The following is a 20,816-nucleotide window of genomic DNA, read 5'->3' on the forward strand; positions in this document are numbered from 1 at the left end:
AACGAGTGTCCCTGATCGCTTCAGACCACTTCCGCATCGTTGTCGGCCTCGGCAAGAGCGGCATGTCCCTGGTTCGCTTCCTGGCGAACCGGGGCACGTCGTTTGCCGTGGCCGATACGCGGGAAAATCCACCGGAGCTGGTCACGCTGCGCCGTGACTACCCGCACGTGGAAGTGCGTTGTGGCGAGCTGGATGTCGAGTTTCTGTGCCGCGCCGATGAGCTCTACGTGAGCCCCGGCCTGGCCCTGGCGACCCCGGCCCTGCAAGCGGCAGCGGCGCGTGGCGTGAAGCTGTCCGGCGATATCGACCTGTTCGCGCGTAACGCGAAGGCGCCGATCGTGGCCATCAGCGGTTCCAACGCGAAGAGCACCGTGACCACCCTGGTCGGCGAGATGGCCATTGCGGCCGGCAAGCGCGTGGCCGTGGGCGGCAACCTCGGCACGCCAGCCCTGGATTTGCTCAGCGACGACGTCGAGCTGTACGTGATGGAGCTGTCGAGCTTCCAGCTGGAAACCACTCACGACCTCGGCGCCGAAGTGGCCACTGTGCTCAACGTCAGCGAAGACCACATGGATCGCTACAGTGGCCTGCCGGCGTACCACTTGGCCAAGCACCGGATCTTCCGCGGCGCCAGGCAATTTGTGGTCAACCGCCAGGATGCCCTGAGCCGTCCGCTGATGGGCGAGGGCATGCCGTGCTGGACCTTCGGCCTGGGCAAACCCGACTTCAAGGCCTTTGGTATTCGCGAAGAGAATGGCGAGAAATACCTGGCCTTCGAATTCCAGAACCTGATGCCGGTGCGCGAGCTGAAAATCCGTGGCGCCCATAACCAATCCAATGCCCTGGCGGCATTGGCCCTCGGCCATGCGGTTGGCCTGCCATTCGACGCCATGCTGTCGAGCCTGCGCACTTTTGGCGGCCTCGAACATCGTTGCCAGTGGGTGCGCGACCTGGACGGCGTCAGTTATTACAACGACTCCAAGGCCACCAACGTGGGTGCCGCATTGGCTGCCATCGAGGGCCTTGGCGCTGATATCGAGGGCAAGCTGGTATTGATCGCCGGTGGGGATGGCAAAGGTGCCGAGTTCAAGGATCTCAAAGCCCCCGTCGCCGCGCATTGCCGTGCCGTGGTGCTGATCGGCCGCGACGCCGACAAAATCGCCGCCGCCCTCGATGACGCCGTCCGGCAAGTGCGCGCCGCTTCCCTGGACGACGCCATTGCCCAGTGCAAAACCCTCGCCCGGGCAGGCGATGCCGTGCTGTTGTCGCCGGCGTGCGCCAGTTTCGACATGTTCAAGAACTACGAAGAGCGCGGCCAGTTGTTCGCCCGCGCCGTGGAGGGCTTGGCATGAGCATTGATTTCAGAAACATCATCAAGCCATACCCGTCGCCGATCATCACCGGGCGCGGCATCGACCTCGATTTTCCGATGCTCGCCGGTTGCCTTGCGCTGCTGGGCCTGGGCCTGGTCATGATCACCTCGGCGTCGTCCGAAGTGGCTGCCGTGCAGTCGGGCAACACCCTGTACATGATGATCCGTCACCTTGTGTACCTGATCATCGGTCTGGGTGCGTGCATCGTGACCATGATGATCCCCATCGCCACCTGGCAACGCCTGGGCTGGTTGATGCTGATCGGCGCATTCGGCTTGCTGATCATGGTGATCCTGCCCGGCATCGGCCGCGAGGTGAACGGCTCGATGCGCTGGATCGGCTTCGGTGCGTTCAACGTGCAGCCGTCGGAAATCGCCAAGGTGTTCGTGGTGATCTACCTCGCCGGTTACCTGGTGCGTCGCCAGAAGGAAGTGCGCGAAAGCTGGATGGGCTTCTTCAAGCCATTCATCGTGCTGCTGCCCATGGCCGGCCTGTTGCTGATGGAGCCCGACTTTGGCGCCACCGTCGTAATGATGGGGGCCGCAGCGGCGATGCTATTCCTCGGTGGCGTGGGCCTGTTCCGCTTCAGTTTGATGGTGGTACTGGCCGTGGCCGCCGTGACCATTCTGGTGCAGGCGCAACCCTACCGTATGGCACGTCTGATCACCTTTACCGACCCGTGGTCCGACCAGTTCGGTTCCGGCTATCAGTTGACCCAGGCGTTGATCGCCTTCGGTCGCGGCGAGTGGCTGGGCGTAGGCCTGGGCAACAGCGTGCAGAAGCAGTTCTACCTGCCGGAAGCCCACACCGACTTCGTGTTCTCGGTACTCGCCGAAGAGCTGGGCGTGGTCGGCTCGCTGTGCACCGTCGCGCTGTTCGTGTTCGTGTGTGTACGCGGCATGTACATCGGCTTGTGGGCCGAGAAGGCCAAACAGTATTTCGCCGCCTATGTGGCGTACGGCTTGTCGTTCCTGTGGATCGGCCAGTTCCTGATCAACATCGGTGTGAATGTTGGCCTGCTGCCGACCAAGGGCCTGACCTTGCCGTTCCTCAGTTACGGCGGCAGTTCCCTGGTGATTTGCTGCGCCTGCCTGGGCTTGTTGCTGCGTATCGAGTGGGAGAGTCGAACCCACCTGGGCAGTGAAGAGATGGAGTTCAGCGAAAGCGACTTCGCCGAGGAGCCGACCCATGGGCGCTAATGTGCTGATCATGGCGGGTGGCACCGGGGGCCATGTGTTCCCGGCCCTGGCCTGTGCGCGTGAATTCCAGAACCGTGGCTACACCGTGCACTGGTTGGGAACGCCCCGTGGCATCGAAAACGAACTGGTACCGGGTGCCGGCTTGCCGTTGCATCTGATCAACGTCACCGGCCTGCGTGGCAAGGGTAAGTTGTCCCTGCTCAAGGCGCCGTTCGTGTTGCTCAAGGCGGTGTGGCAGGCGCGCAAGGTCATTCGTGAATTGCAGCCGGTGTGTGTGCTTGGGTTTGGCGGTTATGTGACGGGCCCTGGCGGCGTCGCGGCCAGGCTCGCCGGCGTGCCGGTGATCGTGCACGAGCAGAACGCCGTCGCCGGTACCGCCAACCGTCTGCTGGTGCCGTTGGCAGCGCGGGTGTGTGAAGCGTTTCCCAACACCTTCAGCGCGTCGGATAAACGCCGTACCACCGGCAACCCGGTGCGTACCGAGCTGTTTATGGATATCGCCCGCAATGCACTGGCAGGGCGCAAGGCGCATCTGCTGATCCTCGGTGGAAGCCTGGGCGCGGAGCCGTTGAACAAATTGCTGCCGGAAGCGGTGGCGCAACTCCCTGTGGAATTGCGCCCGGAGATCTTCCATCAGGCCGGCAAGAATCACGATGAAGTCACCGCCACACGTTATCGCGAGGCCGGTGTCGAGGCGAATGTACAGCCCTTCATCAAAGACATGGCCCAAGCCTATGGCTGGGCCGACCTGGTGGTCTGCCGCGCTGGTGCGCTGACCGTCAGTGAACTGGCCGCCGCCGGTCTGCCGTCCTTGCTGGTGCCTTTGCCCCATGCCATCGACGATCACCAGACCCGCAACGCCGAATATTTGGCCGGGGAGGGCGCTGCCTTCCTGCTGCCGCAAAGAACGACTGGCGCCGCCGATTTGGCCGCACGCCTGACCGAGGTTTTGATGCAACCGGAACGACTCAACAACATGGCGAGCACCGCAAGCCGCCTGGCCAAACCTGACGCAACCCGCACCGTGGTCGATATCTGCCTGGAGGTGGCCCATGGTTGAGAATCAGAAAGCCATGCCGCAACCCGAGATGCGCCGCATCCGTCGTATCCACTTCGTCGGCATCGGTGGCGTGGGCATGTGCGGCATTGCCGAAGTGCTGCTGAACCTGGGCTACCACGTGTCCGGTTCAGACTTGAAAGAGTCGCCGGTCACCGACCGCCTGAAGTCGTTTGGCGCACAGATTTTCATCGGCCACCGCGCCGAGAACGCCGCCGAGGCCGACGTGCTCGTCGTATCCAGCGCTGTGAACACTTCCAACCCGGAAGTAGCCACCGCCCTGGAGCGCCGTATTCCTGTGGTGCCACGCGCCGAGATGCTCGCTGAGCTGATGCGCTATCGCCACGGCATTGCCGTCGCCGGGACCCATGGCAAAACCACCACCACCAGCCTGATCGCCTCGGTGTTCGCCGCCGGTGGCCTGGACCCGACGTTCGTCATCGGTGGCCGCCTGAATGCAGCCGGCACCAATGCCCAGCTCGGCACCAGCCGCTACCTGATCGCCGAAGCCGATGAAAGCGACGCGAGCTTCCTGCACCTACAACCGCTGGTGGCCGTCGTGACCAACATCGACGAAGACCACATGGCGACCTACGACGGCGACTTCAACAAGTTGAAGAAAACCTTCGTCGAGTTCCTGCACAACCTGCCGTTCTATGGGCTGGCCGTGGTGTGCCTGGACGATCCGGTCGTGCGCGAAATCCTGCCGCTGGTCAAGCGTCCGACCGTGACCTACGGCTTCAGCGAAGACGCCGACGTGCGCGCAATCAATGTGCGCCAGGAAGGCATGCAAACCTTCTTCACCGTGCTGCGTCCCGAGCGTGAGCCGCTGGATGTGTCGGTGAACATGCCGGGCAACCACAACGTCTTGAACTCCCTGGCGACCATCTGCATCGCCTCCGATGAAGGTGTCAGCGATGAAGCCATCGTCGAAGGCCTGTCGCGCTTTGCCGGTGTGGGCCGTCGTTTCCAGGTCTACGGCCAGTTGCCGGTAGAAGGTGGCGACGTGATGCTGGTAGACGACTACGGTCACCACCCGACCGAAGTGGCGGCGGTGATCAAGGCCGTCCGCGGTGGCTGGCCGGAGCGCCGTCTGGTGATGGTCTACCAGCCGCACCGCTACAGCCGCACCCGCGACCTGTACGACGACTTCGTCAATGTATTGGCCGATGCCAACGTGCTGCTGCTGATGGAGGTGTACCCGGCCGGTGAAGAGCCGATTCCGGGCGCCGACAGCCGCAAGCTGTGCAACAGCATTCGTCAGCGTGGCCAGTTGGACCCGATCTACATCGAACGTGGTGTGGACCTGGCACCGATCGTCAAGCCGCTGCTGCGGGCCGGTGACATTTTGCTGTGCCAGGGTGCCGGTGACATTGGTGGCCTTGCCCCTAAATTGCTGGCGAGCCCGCTGTTCGCTGCTGCCAAGGGGAAGTCGAAATGATCACGAGAGACTCCCTATTCTCCACTATCGCGCCTGCCGATTTCGGCCGCGTGGCCGTGTTGTTCGGCGGCAAGAGCGCCGAGCGCGAAGTGTCGCTCAAGTCCGGCAATGCCGTGCTTGAAGCGCTGCAAAGCGCCGGCGTAAACGCCTTCGGTATCGACGTGGGCGATGACTTCCTCGCCCGCTTGCAGGCCGAGAAGATCGACCGTGCCTTCATCATCCTGCACGGCCGTGGTGGTGAAGACGGCAGCATGCAAGGCTTGTTGGAGTGCGCTGGCATCCCTTACACCGGCAGCGGCATTCTCGCGTCGGCGCTGGCGATGGACAAGTTGCGCACCAAGCAGGTGTGGCACAGCCTGGGCATTCCAACCCCGCGTCACAGTGTTCTGTGCAGCGAAGACGATTGTATTTCGGCAGCCAAGGAACTGGGCCTGCCTTTGATCGTCAAACCTGCCCATGAAGGCTCCAGTATCGGCATGGCTAAAGTGAACTCGGCCGCCGAATTGATCGACGCATGGAAAGCGGCAAGTACCTACGATTCGCAAGTGTTGGTGGAACAGTGGGTCCAGGGTCCCGAGTACACCATCGCCACCCTGCGTGGCCAGGTATTGCCGCCTATCGCATTGGGCACGCCCCACACCTTTTACGACTACGACGCCAAGTACCTGGCTTCCGATACCCAGTACCGGATCCCATGTGGCCTTGACGCAAGCAAAGAACAGGAATTGATGGACCTCACGGCGAAAGCCTGTGAGGCGCTGGGTATCGCCGGTTGGGCGCGGGCAGACGTGATGCAGGATGACCAGGGGAATTTCTGGTTCCTGGAAGTCAACACCGCACCGGGCATGACCGACCACAGCCTGGTACCTATGGCAGCCCGTGCGGCCGGTTTGGACTTCCAGCAGTTGGTGCTGGCGATCCTGGCCGACAGCATTGAGCCAAGAGGCTAAGGACATGAAAGGCGCATCGCTTCGTCATCAGCCCCCACAAGCACCGAGCCGCAAGCCGGTGCCACGGGGTGCCAGCCGAATGGTGGCTAAAGAGCCGATGTCGGCGCGCCTGCCGAAAGCCAACTTTGGTTTCCTCAAGGCGTTGTTCTGGCCGGTGTTGCTGGTGGTGTTGGGCTTCGGCACGTATGAGGGCGCGCAGCGGCTGTTGCCGTATGCCGACCGGCCGATCACCAAGATCAGCGTGCAGGGCGATTTGAGCTACATCAGCCAGCAAGCGGTGCAGCAGCGCATCGGCCCGTACCTGGCCGCGAGCTTCTTCACCATCGACCTGGCCGGTATGCGCGCAGAGCTGGAACAGATGCCGTGGATCGCCCACGCCGAAGTCCGCCGTGTCTGGCCGGACCAGGTGACGATCCGCCTGGAAGAACAACTGCCCGTGGCCCGCTGGGGTGAAGAGGCGCTGTTGAACAACCAGGGGCAGGCGTTCACCCCGCGTGAGTTGGCCAACTACGAGCACCTGCCGCAGTTGTTCGGGCCGCAGCGGGCGCAGCAGCAAGTCATGCAGCAGTACCAGGCCTTGAGCCAGATGCTGCGGCCGATGGGCTTCTCCATTGCACGCCTGGAACTGCGTGAACGGGGTAGCTGGTTTTTGACGACCGGGGCAGGCAGTTCCGGCCCGGGCATCCAGTTGTTGCTGGGACGCGACCGCTTGGTGGAGAAGATGCGCCGCTTCATTGCCATCTACGACAAGACCTTGAAAGAACAGATTACGAACATTGCGAGCGTCGACCTGCGTTACGCCAACGGCCTTGCCGTCGGCTGGCGTGAACCGGCTGCGCCCACGGCAGCGCAACCCGCTGTCGCGAAGAATTAAGAAGAGGCAGGACCCATGGCAAACGTGCAAAGCGGCAAAATGATCGTCGGTCTCGATATCGGCACCTCCAAGGTGGTGGCGCTGGTGGGCGAGGTCGGGGAAGACGGCGTGATCGAGATCGTCGGTATTGGCACGCATCCGTCCCGGGGCCTGAAGAAGGGCGTGGTGGTGAACATCGAGTCCACCGTGCAGTCGATCCAGCGTGCTATCGAAGAAGCGCAGCTGATGGCCGGTTGCCGGATTCACTCGGCGTTCGTCGGCGTGGCCGGCAACCATATCCGCAGCCTGAACTCCCACGGCATCGTGGCGATCCGCGACCGCGAAGTCAGCGCCGCCGACCTTGAGCGCGTCCTTGACGCCGCCCAAGCCGTGGCGATCCCGGCTGACCAGCGCGTGCTGCACACCTTGCCGCAGGATTACGTGATCGATAACCAGGAAGGCGTTCGCGAGCCCCTGGGCATGTCGGGCGTGCGTCTGGAGGCCAAGGTCCACGTGGTGACCTGCGCCGTAAACGCTGCACAGAACATTGAAAAATGCGTGCGCCGCTGCGGTCTGGAAATCGACGACATTATTCTGGAGCAGCTTGCTTCCGCGTATTCGGTACTGACCGACGACGAAAAGGAACTGGGCGTGTGCCTGGTGGACATCGGCGGCGGCACCACTGACATCGCGATCTTCACCGAGGGTGCAATCCGTCACACCGCCGTGATCCCGATTGCGGGCGACCAGGTCACCAACGACATCGCCATGGCGTTGCGTACACCGACCCAGTACGCCGAAGAAATCAAGATCCGCTACGCCTGCGCCCTGGCCAAGCTGGCCGGTGCCGGCGAGACCATCAAGGTGCCGAGCGTGGGCGACCGTCCACCGCGCGAACTGTCGCGCCAGGCCTTGGCCGAAGTGGTCGAGCCGCGCTACGACGAGCTGTTCACCCTGATCCAGGCTGAACTGCGCCGCAGTGGCTACGAAGATTTGATCCCGGCCGGCATCGTGCTGACCGGTGGCACCTCGAAGATGGAAGGCGCGGTCGAACTGGCCGAGGAAATCTTCCACATGCCGGTTCGCCTGGGCGTGCCCCATGGCGTCAAAGGCCTGGGCGACGTCGTGCGCAACCCGATTTATTCCACCGGTGTGGGCTTGCTGTTGTACGGACTGCAAAAGCAGACCGACGGCATTTCCCTGTCGGGCCCGAGCATCCGTGACAGCTATCGCAGTGACGACGAGGCCAAGGCGCCGTTGTTCGAGCGGTTGCAGGCTTGGGTAAAAGGCAATTTCTAAAGATTTACCGCTACACCGCAACACAGAAAGAAGCAGTAGGCGAAAAAACTAGAGATAACGAAAGGAGAGGGAACATGTTCGAACTCGTAGACAACATCCCCGCCAGCCCGGTCATCAAAGTGATCGGTGTCGGCGGTGGCGGCGGCAACGCTGTCAACCATATGGTCAAGAGCAACATTGAAGGCGTTGAATTCATCTGCGCCAACACTGATGCCCAGGCGCTGAAAAGCATCGGCGCGCGGACCATCCTGCAATTGGGCACAGCCGTGACCAAAGGCCTCGGCGCTGGTGCCAACCCGGAAGTCGGCCGTCAAGCCGCCCTGGAAGACCGCGAGCGTATTGCCGAAGTGCTGCAAGGCACCAACATGGTGTTCATCACCACCGGCATGGGCGGCGGTACCGGTACCGGTGCAGCGCCGATCATTGCCGAAGTGGCCAAGGAAATGGGCATTCTGACGGTCGCAGTCGTGACCCGTCCGTTCCCGTTCGAAGGTCGCAAGCGTATGCAGATCGCCGACGAAGGCATCCGTCTGCTGTCTGAAAGCGTCGACTCGTTGATCACCATTCCCAACGAGAAGCTGCTGACCATCCTGGGCAAGGACGCAAGCCTGCTGTCCGCGTTCGCCAAGGCTGACGATGTGCTGGCCGGTGCCGTTCGCGGTATCTCCGACATCATCAAGCGCCCAGGCATGATCAACGTCGACTTTGCCGACGTACGTACTGTCATGAGCGAAATGGGCATGGCGATGATGGGCACTGGCTGCGCCAGCGGTCCGAACCGTGCGCGCGAAGCCACTGAAGCGGCCATCCGCAACCCGCTGCTGGAAGACGTGAACCTGCAAGGTGCACGCGGCATCCTGGTGAACATCACCGCCGGTCCTGACCTGTCTCTGGGTGAGTACTCCGACGTGGGTAGCATCATCGAAGCCTTCGCTTCCGAGCACGCGATGGTCAAAGTCGGTACCGTTATCGATCCAGACATGCGCGACGAACTGCACGTGACTGTGGTTGCTACCGGCCTGGGCGCGAAGATCGAGAAACCTGTCAAGGTCATCGACAACACCGTCCATACCAGCCACGCCAGCCAATCGGCTGCAGCTCCAGCGCCTGTGCGCCCGGAAATGCCGTCGGTGAACTACCGTGACCTGGACCGTCCGACCGTGATGCGCAACCAGGCTCAGGCCGGTGCTGCGGCGTCCCGTAGCCCGAATCCGCAAGATGACCTGGACTACCTGGACATCCCGGCATTCCTGCGTCGTCAGGCCGATTGATGGAATGTATCAGGGCTATGAAGGTGATTGGTGTTCAGCAAAGGTCTGGTCTGCTATTATCGCCAGCCTTTGTTGATACCAGTTCGCAATTTGCGCTCAAGCGGTCCAAGCCATGATTAAACAACGCACCCTGAAGAATATTATCCGTGCCACAGGTGTAGGTCTGCACTCCGGGGAGAAGGTATACCTGACCCTCAAACCTGCACCTGTCGACACCGGCATCGTGTTTGTTCGTGCCGACCTGGACCCTGTGGTGCAGATTCCTGCTCGCGCGGAAAACGTTGGCGAAACCACGATGTCGACCACACTGGTCAACGGTGACGTCAAAGTGGACACGGTGGAGCACTTGCTCTCGGCCATGGCTGGCCTGGGCATCGATAACGCCTACGTCGAGCTCTCCGCGTCCGAAGTCCCTATCATGGATGGCAGCGCTGGACCCTTCGTATTCCTGATTCAATCTGCCGGCCTGGAAGAACAGGACGCAGCCAAGAAGTTCATACGCATTCTGCGGGAAGTGACAGTAGAAGACGGCGACAAGCGCGCCACCTTCGTCCCGTTCGAAGGCTTTAAAGTGAGCTTTGAGATCGATTTCGATCACCCGGTATTCCGTGACCGCACCCAAAGTGCAAGCGTGGATTTTTCCAGCACTTCGTTCGTAAAAGAAGTCAGCCGCGCCCGGACCTTTGGTTTCATGAGTGACATCGAGTACCTGCGCAAGCACAACCTCGCACTCGGCGGCAGCGTTGAAAACGCCATTGTGGTCGACGCGGATGGTGTACTGAACGAAGACGGCCTTCGCTACGAAGACGAATTCGTGAAGCACAAGATCCTCGATGCAATCGGTGACCTCTACCTGCTGGGCAATAGCCTGATAGGCGAGTTCAAAGGCTTCAAGTCGGGCCACGCCCTTAACAACCAGCTGCTGCGCAAGTTGATTGAGCAGACAGACGCTTGGGAAGTCGTGACCTTCGAAGATGCCAGCACCGCACCGATCTCTTACATGCGTCCCGTTGCGGCGGTGTAAGTAACAACTCTCTTTCTTTAGTTTTTAAAGGCTGCCTTCGGGTGGCCTTTTTTTATGTGAAAAACCTTCAGAACACTGGAAATCCAAATGTGGGAGTGGACTTGCCCCCCTCCCACATTGGATTTGATTAACAATTAGAAGGTGGTGGCATCCACAATCCGGTTACGCCCACTGTGCTTGGCCTCATACAGCGCCTGGTCCGCACTCAGCAGTAACGCCTCCAGGGACATGCGGCTGCGTTTATCCCAAGTGCTCATGCCGATGCTCACGGTAATCGGCCGCTCGCTCCCCGCCACCCGTGGCAAATGCTCGACACTGCTGCGGATGTGCTCGGCGATCACCCAGGCACCTTTGGCATCGGTATGCGGCAGCACCACCGCAAACTCCTCGCCGCCATATCGCGCCGCCAGGTCGGCAGGGCGACGGATGTTGTTGCCGATCACTTGGGCCACCGTGCGCAGCGCCTCATCACCGCCCTGATGGCCATGGCGATCGTTGAACGCCTTGAAGTGGTCTACGTCGATCATCAGCAGCGTCAGCGACTCTGTTGAACGTTGGGCGCGGTCCCACTCCAGGCGCAGGCGCTCATCGAGGATGCGGCGGTTGGGCAGCCCGGTGAGGGCGTCAGTGGCTGCCAGTTCTGACAGCACCCGCTCTGCGCGGTAGCGGCGCCGCAGTTCATGACGCAGCATCCAGGCCAGCCACAACAGGCCTATACACAGGATGCCGGTGGCGCCGCTGGTCAGTAGCGCCGCGCGTTTCCAAGGGGCGAACACGTCTTGGCTGGACAGGGCCACCACCACGATCAATGGCAGCTCTCCGACGTTGGTAAAGGTGTACAGGCGCTCCTTGCCGCTGATGGCGGAGATCGCCTGGAAGCTGCCACTGCCTTCGAGCAGCATGCGTTTGAAATTCGGCCGCTCGCTCAGGTCCTTATCGATCATGTCGCGTTCGAGCAGCGGCTGCTGGGCCAGCAGAATGCCTTTTTTGTTGATCAGGTTGACGCTGCTGCCGTTGCCGATGGTCAGGGTGCTGAACAACTGGTCGAAATACGCCAGGCGCATGGTCGCCACCGCAACGCCGGCGAACTCTCCGTTGGGCCCTGACACGCGCCGACTGAATGCCATGCGCCAGACCTGGTCGCAATCGCAATGGATCTTGAACGGTCGACTGATGAACAAGCCGGCCTGGGCGTCCTGTGCATGTACCTGGAAATAGTCGCGGTTGGCAAAGTTACGCGGGCTGGGGTGCAAGGTTGAGGAGTCTGCAGTGACTGCGCCCTCCGCGTCCAACAACAGGACCTCGCCCTTGAAAGGCGCCGCCGTGGCTAGGTCAAACTGCACCAGGTGCTGGATATTCACATCCACCAGCGTCAGGTCTTCGCGTTGCTTGGCTGCGATCAAGCCTTTGAGCGCCAGGTCGTACAACTCGACGTTGCGCAGCACATCGGCATTGATCAGTTGGGCAATGTTGGTGGTCGAGCGCTTGGCCGCCTGCAGGGTGCTGGCGTGTTCACGGATCAGCAACGCCGCGACGATAATTACAATCAGGGCGACGGTGAGGCCGCTGCCCAGAATTAAAAACAACTCCGGATGTGCAGGCGAGGTACGAGCAGGACGTTGACTCATCGGGCAGACTTCAGCGGTGCGAATGCTGGCAGTTTAGTTCTACCCGATGAAAAATAAATGCTGAATTGGAAAGAAAGATCAGCAGGTCAGAAGACGTTGATGGGGTAGTCGACAATCACCCGGTACTCATCCACATCCCGGTCCACCGCCGAGTAGCCGTTACTGCCGCGGTTGGTCGCCCATTGAAAGCGCATTGCGAGGTCCTTGGCCTTGCCGCCCTGCACCACGTATTTCACGTCGATGTCCCGCTCCCAATGCTTGGCGTCTTTGCCATCGGCGCTGTACCAGGCGCTGTAGCCACGGCTTTGCGGGTCGACCTGGGTCAAGTCGGTCTTGCCGCTGATGTAGGACACGGCCGAGGTCAGGCCGGGCAGGCCCCAGCCTGCGAAGTCATAGGCGTACTTGAGCTTCCACGAGCGCTCGTTGGGGCCGTTGAAGTCCGAGTATTGCTGGGAGTTGTCCAGGTACACGCTGTCACCCTGGGCGATGTAGTCGAATGGTGTGTTGCCGTTTACACGCTGGTAGGCGGCGGTGACGCTGTGGTTCCCCACGCCCACGGTGAAATGCAGGCTGTAGGTGTTGTTGTCGATATCTCCCAGCAACGACTGGCCGGTGTCCTGGGTGTGGTAGTAGTGCAGGCCCGGGTTGAGGCTGACCAGGTCATTGAGTGCGTAGGTGTAGTCCAGGTCGTAGTAGTACTGGTGCCACACGTCCTTGAGTTCGGAGGCGTACAGGTTGCTGGTCAGGCCGGGAATACCGCTGAACGACACACCGGCCCAGTTCATATGCTGGCTGTCGGTGTTACTCGGCAAAGCGCCGTAGCTGGTGCCGATGCGACGGTGACCGCTCTGGTTGTAGAGCTTGGTGAAACTGGCCTGGCCGCCTTCGAACATCCAGCCGTCGAAGCTGTGGTTGTTCAGGCTCACGCCTCGGAACGTCTGCGGCAGCATGCGGGTCTGACCGCCCGCGATGACCGGGTTGTTGAGGAACAGGTCACCGGCTTTCAGCTCGGTATCAAAGGCGCGCACCTTCAAGGTGCCACCGGCCGTGGAGAACGATCCGGGCGCTTTGCCGCTGCCGTCAGTGCTGCCGTAGGGAAGAATGCTGGAACCGTCAGTGCCGCCACCGCCGTCGAGCTTGAGGCCGAGCATGGCGTGGGCATCCAGGCCGAAGCCGACGGTGCCTTGGGTGTAGCCGGATTCGAACGTACCGAGGAAGCCCTGGCCCCACTCCTTGCTGTCATCGGTATGAGTGTCGCGCCGGTCGCGGTTCATGTAGTAGTTGCGGGTGTTGATATTGAGGTGCGAGCCCTCGATGAAACCTTCAGTGGGGGGAGTGTCTGCCGCGTGGGCAAGGGGGACGATAGTTGCTGCAATCGCGAGGAATAACGGGGTCAGCGTCAGCGAGTTCTTCACCGGTAAAGCTCCTTTGTTCAATCGAAAACGGCCAATGTCGTGGGGGTGTGCCTGGCCTTTTTTACGGCAAAAAAAAGCCGCTGATATCAGCGGCTTTAAGACAGATTCCCAGTGTAGAGCCCTGGAAATAAGTCGAGGGAAATTCGGGTAAGCGGGTAGGTGTCTTTGCCGTAGCGCTCGTCGATGCGTCAAATTAACGCAGGCGGGCGGTGTGATACAGAGTGTAACAAGAGAATGACTGTTGCCCAAATCGCAACAGTTTGATGGTGGTGTACATATCCGTTGCTGCGGTAACGGCGGCTTAGGGTTCCGCTCTTACAGCGGGTCACTTTTGGAGGGACCCAAAAGTAACCAAAAGGTCCTCGCCCCACCACTCGGTGCCTCGCCTAGGCTCGGCATGCCCGTAATCCGACATTGATTTGGGGGGCCGCCGCCACGCGCCATCCATGGCGCAGGGCGGCTAAACCGGCATCCCTGCCGGTTTACCCCCCAAATCAATATCGGATTCCGGCCATCGTGGTTGACGGGGCGATCTCAGATCAAAATCAAAATCAAAATCAAAAGCAGAGCACGGCGGCCTGATAGCCGACCTGAGTGGTTAGATCAAGAGCGAAACTGCTCTGCTTTTGATTTGGCCCTTACATCCTTTTCGCTGACGAAGTCAGCGGTCTTTTGATCTGCGCTTTTGATCTTGATATTGATCTTGATTTTGATCTTAGGCGCCCCGTTAAACACGCTGGCCGAACGCAGGCTTGAATCCGTGGGTAACCCGGCAGGACGCCGGGTTAGCCGCGCTGGGCCAAGGATGGCCCATCGCGGCGGCCCACGGATTCAAGCCGGAGTGAGGGCACACCGAGCCTAGGCGAGGTGCCGAGTGTTGGGGCAAGAGCCCTTTGGTTACTTTGGGGCTTTTCCAAAGTGACCCGCCGTAAGGGCGGAACCAATACCCGCCGTTACCCAAACAACGGATATGTACACAACCTCAGCCTAAACGGGCAGCGTAATCCCAAACGTATTCCCACCCCCCTCACTACGCACAAACACATCCCCCCCGTGCATCAGCGCAATCGCCTTGACAATCGCCAATCCCAACCCATGATTCGCCCCGCTGTTACTGCGCGACGCGTCCACCCGATAAAACCGCTCAAACAACCGCGGCAGATGCTCACTGGCGATCTCATCACCCGGGTTGGTCACCCCAATCGCCACAAACTGCTCCTGCACGCCGATATTCACCTCAATGACCCGCCCCGGCGCCGTGTGCTGCACCGCGTTGCTCAACAGGTTGATCAGCGCCCGGCGCAGGTGGGCTTTTTCGATCTGTACCTGCGCGTCACCATGCACCTGAACCCGCACCTGGGCGTCTTCGAGAATGAAATCCAGATAGTCGAGGGTGGTGGCCACTTCATCGGCCAGGGAGCTTTCGATCAGCTTGGTAGCCTTGCTGCCCTGGTCGGCGCTGGCGAGGAAGAGCATGTCGTTGATGATCGAACGCAAGCGTTCCAGCTCCTCCAGGTTCGACTCCAGCACTTCCAGATAATGCTCGGCCGAGCGCCCTCGGGTCAGCGCCACTTGGGTCTGCCCAATCAGGTTGGTCAGCGGCGAGCGCAGTTCATGGGCCACGTCGGCATTGAAGGACTCCAGGCGCGAGTAGGCCTGCTCAACCCGGTCGAGGGTGGAGTTGAAGGAATTGACGAATTGCTTGAGTTCCGGCGGCAATGGCGCCAGTTGCAGCCGTCCGGAGAGTTTGGGCGGCGCAAGTTTGCGCGCTTCATCCGAGAGTTTGCCCAGGGGCTTGAGACCAATGCGCGACACCCAGAACCCCAGCAGCGCAGCCAGCACCACGCCCACCAGCGCCAGGCTGATCAGTGCCACCAGCAAGTGATGCTGGGTGGCGCGGAAGTTCTCGGTGTCGATGGCAATCATGAAGCGCAACGGCGGGCGTTGGTCCTTGGCGGGAAACTGGCTCACCAGCACTTTGAACGGATGAGAATGGCCAGGCAGGTGTAAATCGCGCTTGCCGCTGGGGCCCTCGGCGAAGGCGCGGATCTGCGCATCCGGCTCACCGTATTCGTAGCTCGGATCACTGCTGACCACCCAGAAGCGGATGCGCTTGTCTTCCTCACTCAAGAGTTTGAGTTTGGCCCTGATCTTCAGCCAATGGTCCGGCGTCCCGAAGCGGTTGATCGAAGACTCCAGCACGCTGTAGCGCGCATCCAGCTCTGCGCCCGGCAATAAACCGAGACTGCGGTCGACCTGCTGGTACAGCGCTCCGCCGATCAACACAAAGATCAGCAGCGCCACCAGGGTGAACATGCCGCTCAGGCGCAGGGCGATGGAATTAGACGACACTGCGGTTCTCCAGCACGTAACCCATGCCGCGAATGGTGTGCAGCAGTTTGTGGTCGAACGGCCCATCCAGCTTGGCGCGCAGGCGCTTGATCGCGACCTCGACCACGTTGGCGTCGCTGTCAAAATTGATGTCCCAGACCATCTCCGCAATCGCCGTCTTGGACAGGATTTCACCCTGGCGCCGCGCCAGCACGCTGAGCAGCGAGAACTCCTTGGCGGTCAGATCCAGACGCACGCCATTGCGGCTGGCCTTGCGGCTGATCAGGTCGATCCACAGGTCGGCGACGGTGACCTGCACCGGCTCATGGCCGCCGCTACGCCGGGTCAGGGCTTGCAGGCGCGCCACCAGTTCGAGGAATGAAAACGGCTTGCCCAGGTAATCATCGGCGCCTTCGCGCAGCCCGCGAATGCGGTCTTCCACGCGCTCGCGGGCGGTGAGCATGATCACCGGCGTCTGCTTGCGTGCACGCAAGGCGCGCAGCACACCAAAGCCGTCGAGACCGGGCAGCATCACGTCGAGCACGATCACTGCGTAATCGTTCTCCAGCGCCAGGTGCAGTCCCTCGACACCTTCGCGGGCCACGTCGACGGTGTAGCCCTGTTCCGTCAGGCCGCGGTGCAGGTAGTCGGCGGTTTTTTCTTCATCTTCAACAATCAGTACGCGCATGACCCGCCTCAATATGTGGTCGCCAGCTCGGCAGCTGGTTTGGGCCGGTGGAAAAATCGCTCAAGGTACAAGTATATGACCGGCGTGGTGAACAGCGTCAGCGCCTGGCTCACCAGCAGGCCGCCGACCACGGCGATCCCCAGCGGCTGGCGCATTTCTGCGCCGGGGCCGCTGCCGAGCATCAGCGGCACTGCGCCGAGCAGGGCGGCGAGGGTGGTCATGATGATCGGGCGGAACCGCGTCACGCAGGCTTCGTAGATTGCTTCTTGCGGCGGCAAGCCACGCACGCGCTGGGCTTCCAGGGCGAAGTCGATCATCAGGATGCCGTTTTTCTTCACAATGCCGATCAGCAGCACCAGGCCGATCAGGGCCATGATCGAAAAGTCCTGGCCCATCAACCACAGCATGATCAACGCGCCCAAACCGGCCGAAGGCAAGGTGGAAATAATCGTCAGCGGGTGCACGAAGCTCTCATACAGCACCCCCAGAATGATGTAGACCGCCACCAGCGCCGCAAGGATCAGCCAAGGCTGGCTGGCCAGCGAGCTCTGGAACGCCTGGGCCGCGCCCTGGAAATTGCCGATGAGGGTCGCCGGCATGCCGATTTCATTCTTGGCCTGGTTGAGCATGATCACCGCATCACCCAAAGCCACGCCGGGCGCCAGGTTGAACGACAGGTTGGCGGCCGGGAACATGCCGTCATGGCTGATGGACAACGGCCCCACGGTGGGTGGGTCAACCTTGGCCAGCGCCGACAGCGGCACCATCTCGTTGGTCAGCGGTGAGCGCAGGTAGAAGTAGTTCAGGCTCTCGGCCTTGCCCCGTTGTTGGCTGTCCAGCTCCAGTACCACCTGGTACTGGTTGATCTCGGTCTGGAACTCGTTGATCTGGCGCTGGCCGAAGGCGTCATACAGCGCCTGGTCGACATCGGTGGCGGTCAGGCCAAAGCGCGCGGCGGCCTGACGGTCGATGCTGATGTGGGTAATGCTGCCGCCCAGTTGCAGGTCGTTGGACAGGTCGCGGAACGCCGGGTTGGCGCGCAGTTTTTCGGTGAGGCGCTGGGTCCAGGTGTTGAGCGTCGGGCCGTCGTTGCTCTTGAGCACGTACTGGTACTGGGCGCGGCTGGGGCCGGAGCTGAGGTTGATGTCCTGGCCGGCGCGCAGGTACAGCACGATGCCCGGCACTTTGGCCAGTTTCGGGCGGATGCGGTCGATGAACTGGCTGGCGGAGACATCACGATCACCCCGATCCTTCAGTGCAATCCAGAAGCGGCCGTTGGCGATGGTCTGGTTGCTGCCCGTCACGCCCACCGAATGGGAAAACGCCAGTACCGCCGGGTCATCCTTGACGATCTCGGCCAGGGCCTTGTGCTTGGCGACCATGTCCGGGTACGACACATCGGCTGCGGCTTCGCTGGTGCCGAGCACAAAGCCGGTGTCCTGCACCGGAAAGAATCCCTTGGGAATAAACACGTAACCGACAACCGCCAGGGCCAGGGTCACCACGAAAATTGCCGCCATGGTGCGTTGATGGGCCAGTGCGCGGCGCAGGTTGCGCGCGTAGCCGGCGAGCAGGCGTTCGCTGAAACCGGGTTTGCCGTGGGCAGGGTGGGTCGGGGCGCGCATGAACAGCGCGGCCAGGGTTGGCGCGAGGGTCAAGGACACCACCACTGAAATCAGGATGGTCGAGGTCGCCGTCAGGGCGAACTCCTTGAACAGCCGCCCGACTACGCCGCCCATGAACAGCAGCGGAATAAACGCCGCCACCAGCGAGAAGCTGATGGACACCACCGTAAAGCCAATCTCGCCCGCGCCCTTGATCGCCGCTGCGCGTTTGTCGAGGCCTGCTTCCAGATGGCGGTGGATGTTCTCCACCACCACGATGGCGTCGTCCACCACAAAGCCCACGCTGATCACAATCGCCACCAGGGTCAGGTTGTTCAGGCTGAACCCCATCAGGTACATCAGCGCAAAACTGGCGACCAGCGACACACCCAGCACGCTGGACACGATCAGCGTCGCCGACAGTTGGCGCAGGAACAGCGCCATCACCGCTACCACCAGCAGGATCGCGATCAGCAGCGTCACTTCCACTTCATGCAGCGAGGCACGGATGGTCTTGGTGCGGTCGGTCAGCACACTGACCTGCACCGACGCCGGCAGCATGCCTTGCAGGCGCGGCAGTTCGGCCTGGATGCGGTCCACGGTCTCGACGATGTTCGCGCCGGGCTGGCGCGAGATCACCAGGTTCACGCCGGGCGTATCCCCGGACCACGCTTGCACGTAGGCGTTTTCCGAACCGTTGATGACTTTGGCGATATCGCGCAGTTGAACCGGTGCACCGTCCTTGTAGGACACGATCAGTTGGGCGTAATCCTCCGGGTGGAACAACTGGTCGTTGGTCGACAGAGTCGACACGCTGTTCTCCCCGTAGATCGCGCCCTTGGCCAGGTTGAGGCTCGATTGCTGGATCGCCAGGCGCACATCGGCCAAGGTCAGGCCGATGGCGGCGAGTTTGTCGGGCGAGGCCTGCACGCGGATCGCCGGGCGTTGCTGGCCGGTGATGTTGATCTGGCCGACGCCGTCGATCTGGCTGATCTGCCGCGCCAGCAGGGTTTCCACGTAGTCGCTCAGCTCGGTACTGGGCATGCTGGCGGAGCTGACACTGAGGATCAGCACCGGGCTGTCCGCCGGGTTGACCTTCTTCCAGGTCGGCAGGCTCGGCATATCGCTGGGCAGCTTGCCCGACGCCGTGTTGATCGCCGCCTGCACTTCCTGGGCGGCAGTGTCGATGCTCTTGTCGAGGGTGAATTGCAGGGTCAGCAGGCTTGAGCCCAAGGCACTGCTGGAGGTCATCTGGGTCATGCCGGGGATGGCGCTGAATTGCACTTCCAGCGGCGTGGCCACCGATGAGGCCATGGTGTCCGGGCTGGCGCCGGGCAATTGCGCGGTGACCTGGATCGTCGGAAATTCCGCCTCCGGCAGTGGGGCGATGGCCAGGCGCGGGAAGGCAATCATCCCGAGCAGCACCAGGGCGAAGGTCAGCAGCAGCGTGGCGACCGGGTGGTCGACGCACCAGGCTGACGGCGAACGGCTACCGGTCATGGCTGCACCTTGGCATCGACGGTCTGGATCACCTGCGGCGGCTCCTTGAGCACGTCTACCTGGACACCGGCCTTGAGCCGCGACTGGCCATCGCTGACCAGCACATCACCGGCCTGCACACCCTTGATGATGTTCACATCGCTGTTTTGGTAGGTGACTTGCACCGGCACCACCTCAACCTTGTCGCCATTGAGCCGGTACACGAAGTGCGAGTCCAGGCCGCGTTGCACTACGGTCGGCGGCACCACCAGCGCGTTTTTGTCGAGGGCGACCTGGATCTTGATGGTCACTAATTGCCCCGGCCACAGGCGCTGGGAGGCGTTGTTGAACTCGGCCTTGGCGCGCAGGGTGCCGGTGGTGGAGCTGATCTGGTTGTCGATCAGGCTCAAATGGCCTTCACCGAGCAAGTCACCGGTCTGGCCGTCGGTGTCGGCGCCCAGGTAGGCGTCGACGCTGGCCGGGGTGGTTGCAGCGATCAAGCCTTGCAGGGTCGGCAGCATCTGTTGCGGCAGCGAGAATTCAACGGCAATCGGGTCGATCTGGGTCACGGAGAACAAGCCCTGCGTATCGCTGGTGCGCAGGAAATTACCTGCGTCCACATTACGAATACCCACGCGGCCACTGACGGGAGAGCGGATCTGGGTGTAGGAAAGCTGTACCTGGGCCGAATCGATGGCGGCCTGGTTGCCTTGGACGGTGGCTTTGAGTTGGTTGACCAAGGCTTGTTGCTGGTCATAGGTCTGCTTGGACACGCCGTCGTCGACGCTCAATTCCTTGTAGCGCTTGAGGTTGACCAAGGCCACCTGCAATTGCGCCTGGCTCTCGCCCAGTTGCGCCTTGGCCTGGTCGAGGCTGGCGCGGATCGAGCGGTCATCGATGGTCGCCAGCAGGTCGCCGGCCTTGACCCGTTGGCCTTCCTTGACCAGCAATTGGGTGAGAATGCCGTCGACTTGCGGGCGAATCACCACGCTGTGCAGCGATAACACCGTGCCAATGCCGCTGACAAATCGCGGGATATCCTGTTGCGCCACGCTCACCACCCGTACCGGGATTGCGCTCGGTACTGCCAGCTTGGCCTTGGCCGGCCGGGTCAGCGCCCAGGCTGCAATCGCCGCGACCACGAGGACACCCACAATCAGGGCGGTTTTTCGTTGAATCTGCATGGGTGAGGCGCCGGGGGCAA

15 protein-coding genes are annotated in these 20,816 nt (G+C 61.6%); 9 read left to right on the forward strand and 6 right to left on the reverse strand.

Annotated elements, in window-relative coordinates:
• Positions 1-5 precede the first annotated feature (5 nt).
• The 9 genes from murD to lpxC all read left to right on the forward strand — a co-directional run bounded on the left by murD (position 6) and on the right by lpxC (position 10,467).
• Positions 6-1,352, forward strand: a complete 1,347-nt coding sequence (gene murD / locus NDJ82_RS20620; protein WP_250926191.1) for a UDP-N-acetylmuramoyl-L-alanine--D-glutamate ligase — start codon at positions 6-8, stop codon at positions 1,350-1,352.
• Positions 1,349-2,572 (forward strand): putative lipid II flippase FtsW, encoded by a 1,224-nt coding sequence (ftsW, locus tag NDJ82_RS20625; protein WP_065924256.1) that lies wholly within the window; start codon positions 1,349-1,351, stop codon positions 2,570-2,572. The genes murD and ftsW overlap by 4 nt, the downstream gene beginning before the upstream one ends.
• Positions 2,562-3,632 (forward strand): undecaprenyldiphospho-muramoylpentapeptide beta-N-acetylglucosaminyltransferase, encoded by a 1,071-nt coding sequence (gene murG, locus NDJ82_RS20630; RefSeq protein WP_112193527.1) that lies wholly within the window; start codon positions 2,562-2,564, stop codon positions 3,630-3,632. The genes ftsW and murG overlap by 11 nt, the downstream gene beginning before the upstream one ends.
• Positions 3,625-5,070: a UDP-N-acetylmuramate--L-alanine ligase gene (gene murC, locus NDJ82_RS20635; protein ID WP_250926192.1), complete on the forward strand. Its 1,446-nt coding sequence runs from the start codon at positions 3,625-3,627 to the stop codon at positions 5,068-5,070. The genes murG and murC overlap by 8 nt, the downstream gene beginning before the upstream one ends.
• Entirely contained in the window at positions 5,067-6,020 is a 954-nt protein-coding gene (locus NDJ82_RS20640; protein ID WP_250926193.1) for a D-alanine--D-alanine ligase, read from the forward strand. The genes murC and NDJ82_RS20640 overlap by 4 nt, the downstream gene beginning before the upstream one ends.
• Positions 6,021-6,024: 4 nt before the next feature.
• The gene (locus NDJ82_RS20645; protein ID WP_099584916.1) at positions 6,025-6,894 is read left to right on the forward strand and encodes a cell division protein FtsQ/DivIB; all 870 of its coding nucleotides are present in this window, start codon (positions 6,025-6,027) and stop codon (positions 6,892-6,894) included.
• A 15-nt stretch (positions 6,895-6,909) separates the two neighbouring features.
• Complete coding sequence (ftsA, locus tag NDJ82_RS20650) at positions 6,910-8,172, forward strand: cell division protein FtsA (RefSeq protein ID WP_017738691.1); 1,263 nt, start codon at positions 6,910-6,912, stop codon at positions 8,170-8,172.
• Positions 8,173-8,246: 74 nt separating this feature from the next.
• On the forward strand, positions 8,247-9,443 hold the full coding sequence (gene ftsZ / locus NDJ82_RS20655) for a cell division protein FtsZ (protein WP_099584917.1): 1,197 nt from the start codon (positions 8,247-8,249) through the stop codon (positions 9,441-9,443).
• 112 nt (positions 9,444-9,555) lie between these two features.
• Positions 9,556-10,467, forward strand: coding sequence for a UDP-3-O-acyl-N-acetylglucosamine deacetylase (gene lpxC, locus NDJ82_RS20660; RefSeq protein WP_003171886.1), 912 nt, complete (start codon positions 9,556-9,558; stop codon positions 10,465-10,467).
• A 134-nt stretch (positions 10,468-10,601) separates the two neighbouring features.
• Here lpxC and NDJ82_RS20665 read toward each other — a convergent pair whose 3' ends face one another.
• The 6 genes from NDJ82_RS20665 to NDJ82_RS20690 all read right to left on the reverse strand — a co-directional run bounded on the left by NDJ82_RS20665 (position 10,602) and on the right by NDJ82_RS20690 (position 20,796).
• Complete coding sequence (locus NDJ82_RS20665; RefSeq protein ID WP_250926194.1) at positions 10,602-12,095, reverse strand: sensor domain-containing diguanylate cyclase; 1,494 nt, start codon at positions 12,093-12,095, stop codon at positions 10,602-10,604.
• Between the two features lie 86 nt (positions 12,096-12,181).
• A complete protein-coding gene (locus NDJ82_RS20670; protein ID WP_250926195.1) occupies positions 12,182-13,510 on the reverse strand; it encodes an OprD family porin in 1,329 nt (442 codons plus the stop codon).
• A 987-nt stretch (positions 13,511-14,497) separates the two neighbouring features.
• Positions 14,498-15,862, reverse strand: a complete 1,365-nt coding sequence (locus tag NDJ82_RS20675) for a heavy metal sensor histidine kinase (RefSeq protein WP_158877630.1) — start codon at positions 15,860-15,862, stop codon at positions 14,498-14,500.
• Positions 15,852-16,529, reverse strand: a complete 678-nt coding sequence (locus NDJ82_RS20680) for a heavy metal response regulator transcription factor (RefSeq protein WP_099584921.1) — start codon at positions 16,527-16,529, stop codon at positions 15,852-15,854. The genes NDJ82_RS20675 and NDJ82_RS20680 overlap by 11 nt, the downstream gene beginning before the upstream one ends.
• Before the next feature lie 8 nt (positions 16,530-16,537).
• Positions 16,538-19,633, reverse strand: a complete 3,096-nt coding sequence (locus tag NDJ82_RS20685; RefSeq protein WP_158877632.1) for a multidrug efflux RND transporter permease subunit — start codon at positions 19,631-19,633, stop codon at positions 16,538-16,540.
• Positions 19,630-20,796, reverse strand: a complete 1,167-nt coding sequence (locus NDJ82_RS20690; protein ID WP_250926196.1) for an efflux RND transporter periplasmic adaptor subunit — start codon at positions 20,794-20,796, stop codon at positions 19,630-19,632. The genes NDJ82_RS20685 and NDJ82_RS20690 overlap by 4 nt, the downstream gene beginning before the upstream one ends.
• Between the last annotated feature and the right edge of the window lie 20 nt (positions 20,797-20,816).

Origin of the sequence: Pseudomonas sp. SR18, from assembly GCF_023701505.1 — a bacterium.
In the GTDB taxonomy this organism is placed as follows: Bacteria; Pseudomonadota; Gammaproteobacteria; order Pseudomonadales; family Pseudomonadaceae; genus Aquipseudomonas; species Aquipseudomonas cyclaminis.

What these genes read in the sequence shown, in the direction of transcription:
- murC (WP_250926192.1), top strand. Translation starts at nt 3,625, where the DNA reads ATGGTTGAGAATCAGAAAGCCATGCCGCAACCCGAGATGCGCCGCATC.
- NDJ82_RS20665 (WP_250926194.1), bottom strand. Translation starts at nt 12,095, where the DNA reads ATGAGTCAACGTCCTGCTCGTACCTCGCCTGCACATCCGGAGTTGTTT.
- NDJ82_RS20685 (WP_158877632.1), bottom strand. Translation starts at nt 19,633, where the DNA reads ATGACCGGTAGCCGTTCGCCGTCAGCCTGGTGCGTCGACCACCCGGTC.
- ftsW (WP_065924256.1), top strand. Translation starts at nt 1,349, where the DNA reads ATGAGCATTGATTTCAGAAACATCATCAAGCCATACCCGTCGCCGATC.
- ftsA (WP_017738691.1), top strand. Translation starts at nt 6,910, where the DNA reads ATGGCAAACGTGCAAAGCGGCAAAATGATCGTCGGTCTCGATATCGGC.
- NDJ82_RS20680 (WP_099584921.1), bottom strand. Translation starts at nt 16,529, where the DNA reads ATGCGCGTACTGATTGTTGAAGATGAAGAAAAAACCGCCGACTACCTG.
- NDJ82_RS20645 (WP_099584916.1), top strand. Translation starts at nt 6,025, where the DNA reads ATGAAAGGCGCATCGCTTCGTCATCAGCCCCCACAAGCACCGAGCCGC.
- NDJ82_RS20690 (WP_250926196.1), bottom strand. Translation starts at nt 20,796, where the DNA reads ATGCAGATTCAACGAAAAACCGCCCTGATTGTGGGTGTCCTCGTGGTC.
- murG (WP_112193527.1), top strand. Translation starts at nt 2,562, where the DNA reads ATGGGCGCTAATGTGCTGATCATGGCGGGTGGCACCGGGGGCCATGTG.
- lpxC (WP_003171886.1), top strand. Translation starts at nt 9,556, where the DNA reads ATGATTAAACAACGCACCCTGAAGAATATTATCCGTGCCACAGGTGTA.
- ftsZ (WP_099584917.1), top strand. Translation starts at nt 8,247, where the DNA reads ATGTTCGAACTCGTAGACAACATCCCCGCCAGCCCGGTCATCAAAGTG.
- NDJ82_RS20640 (WP_250926193.1), top strand. Translation starts at nt 5,067, where the DNA reads ATGATCACGAGAGACTCCCTATTCTCCACTATCGCGCCTGCCGATTTC.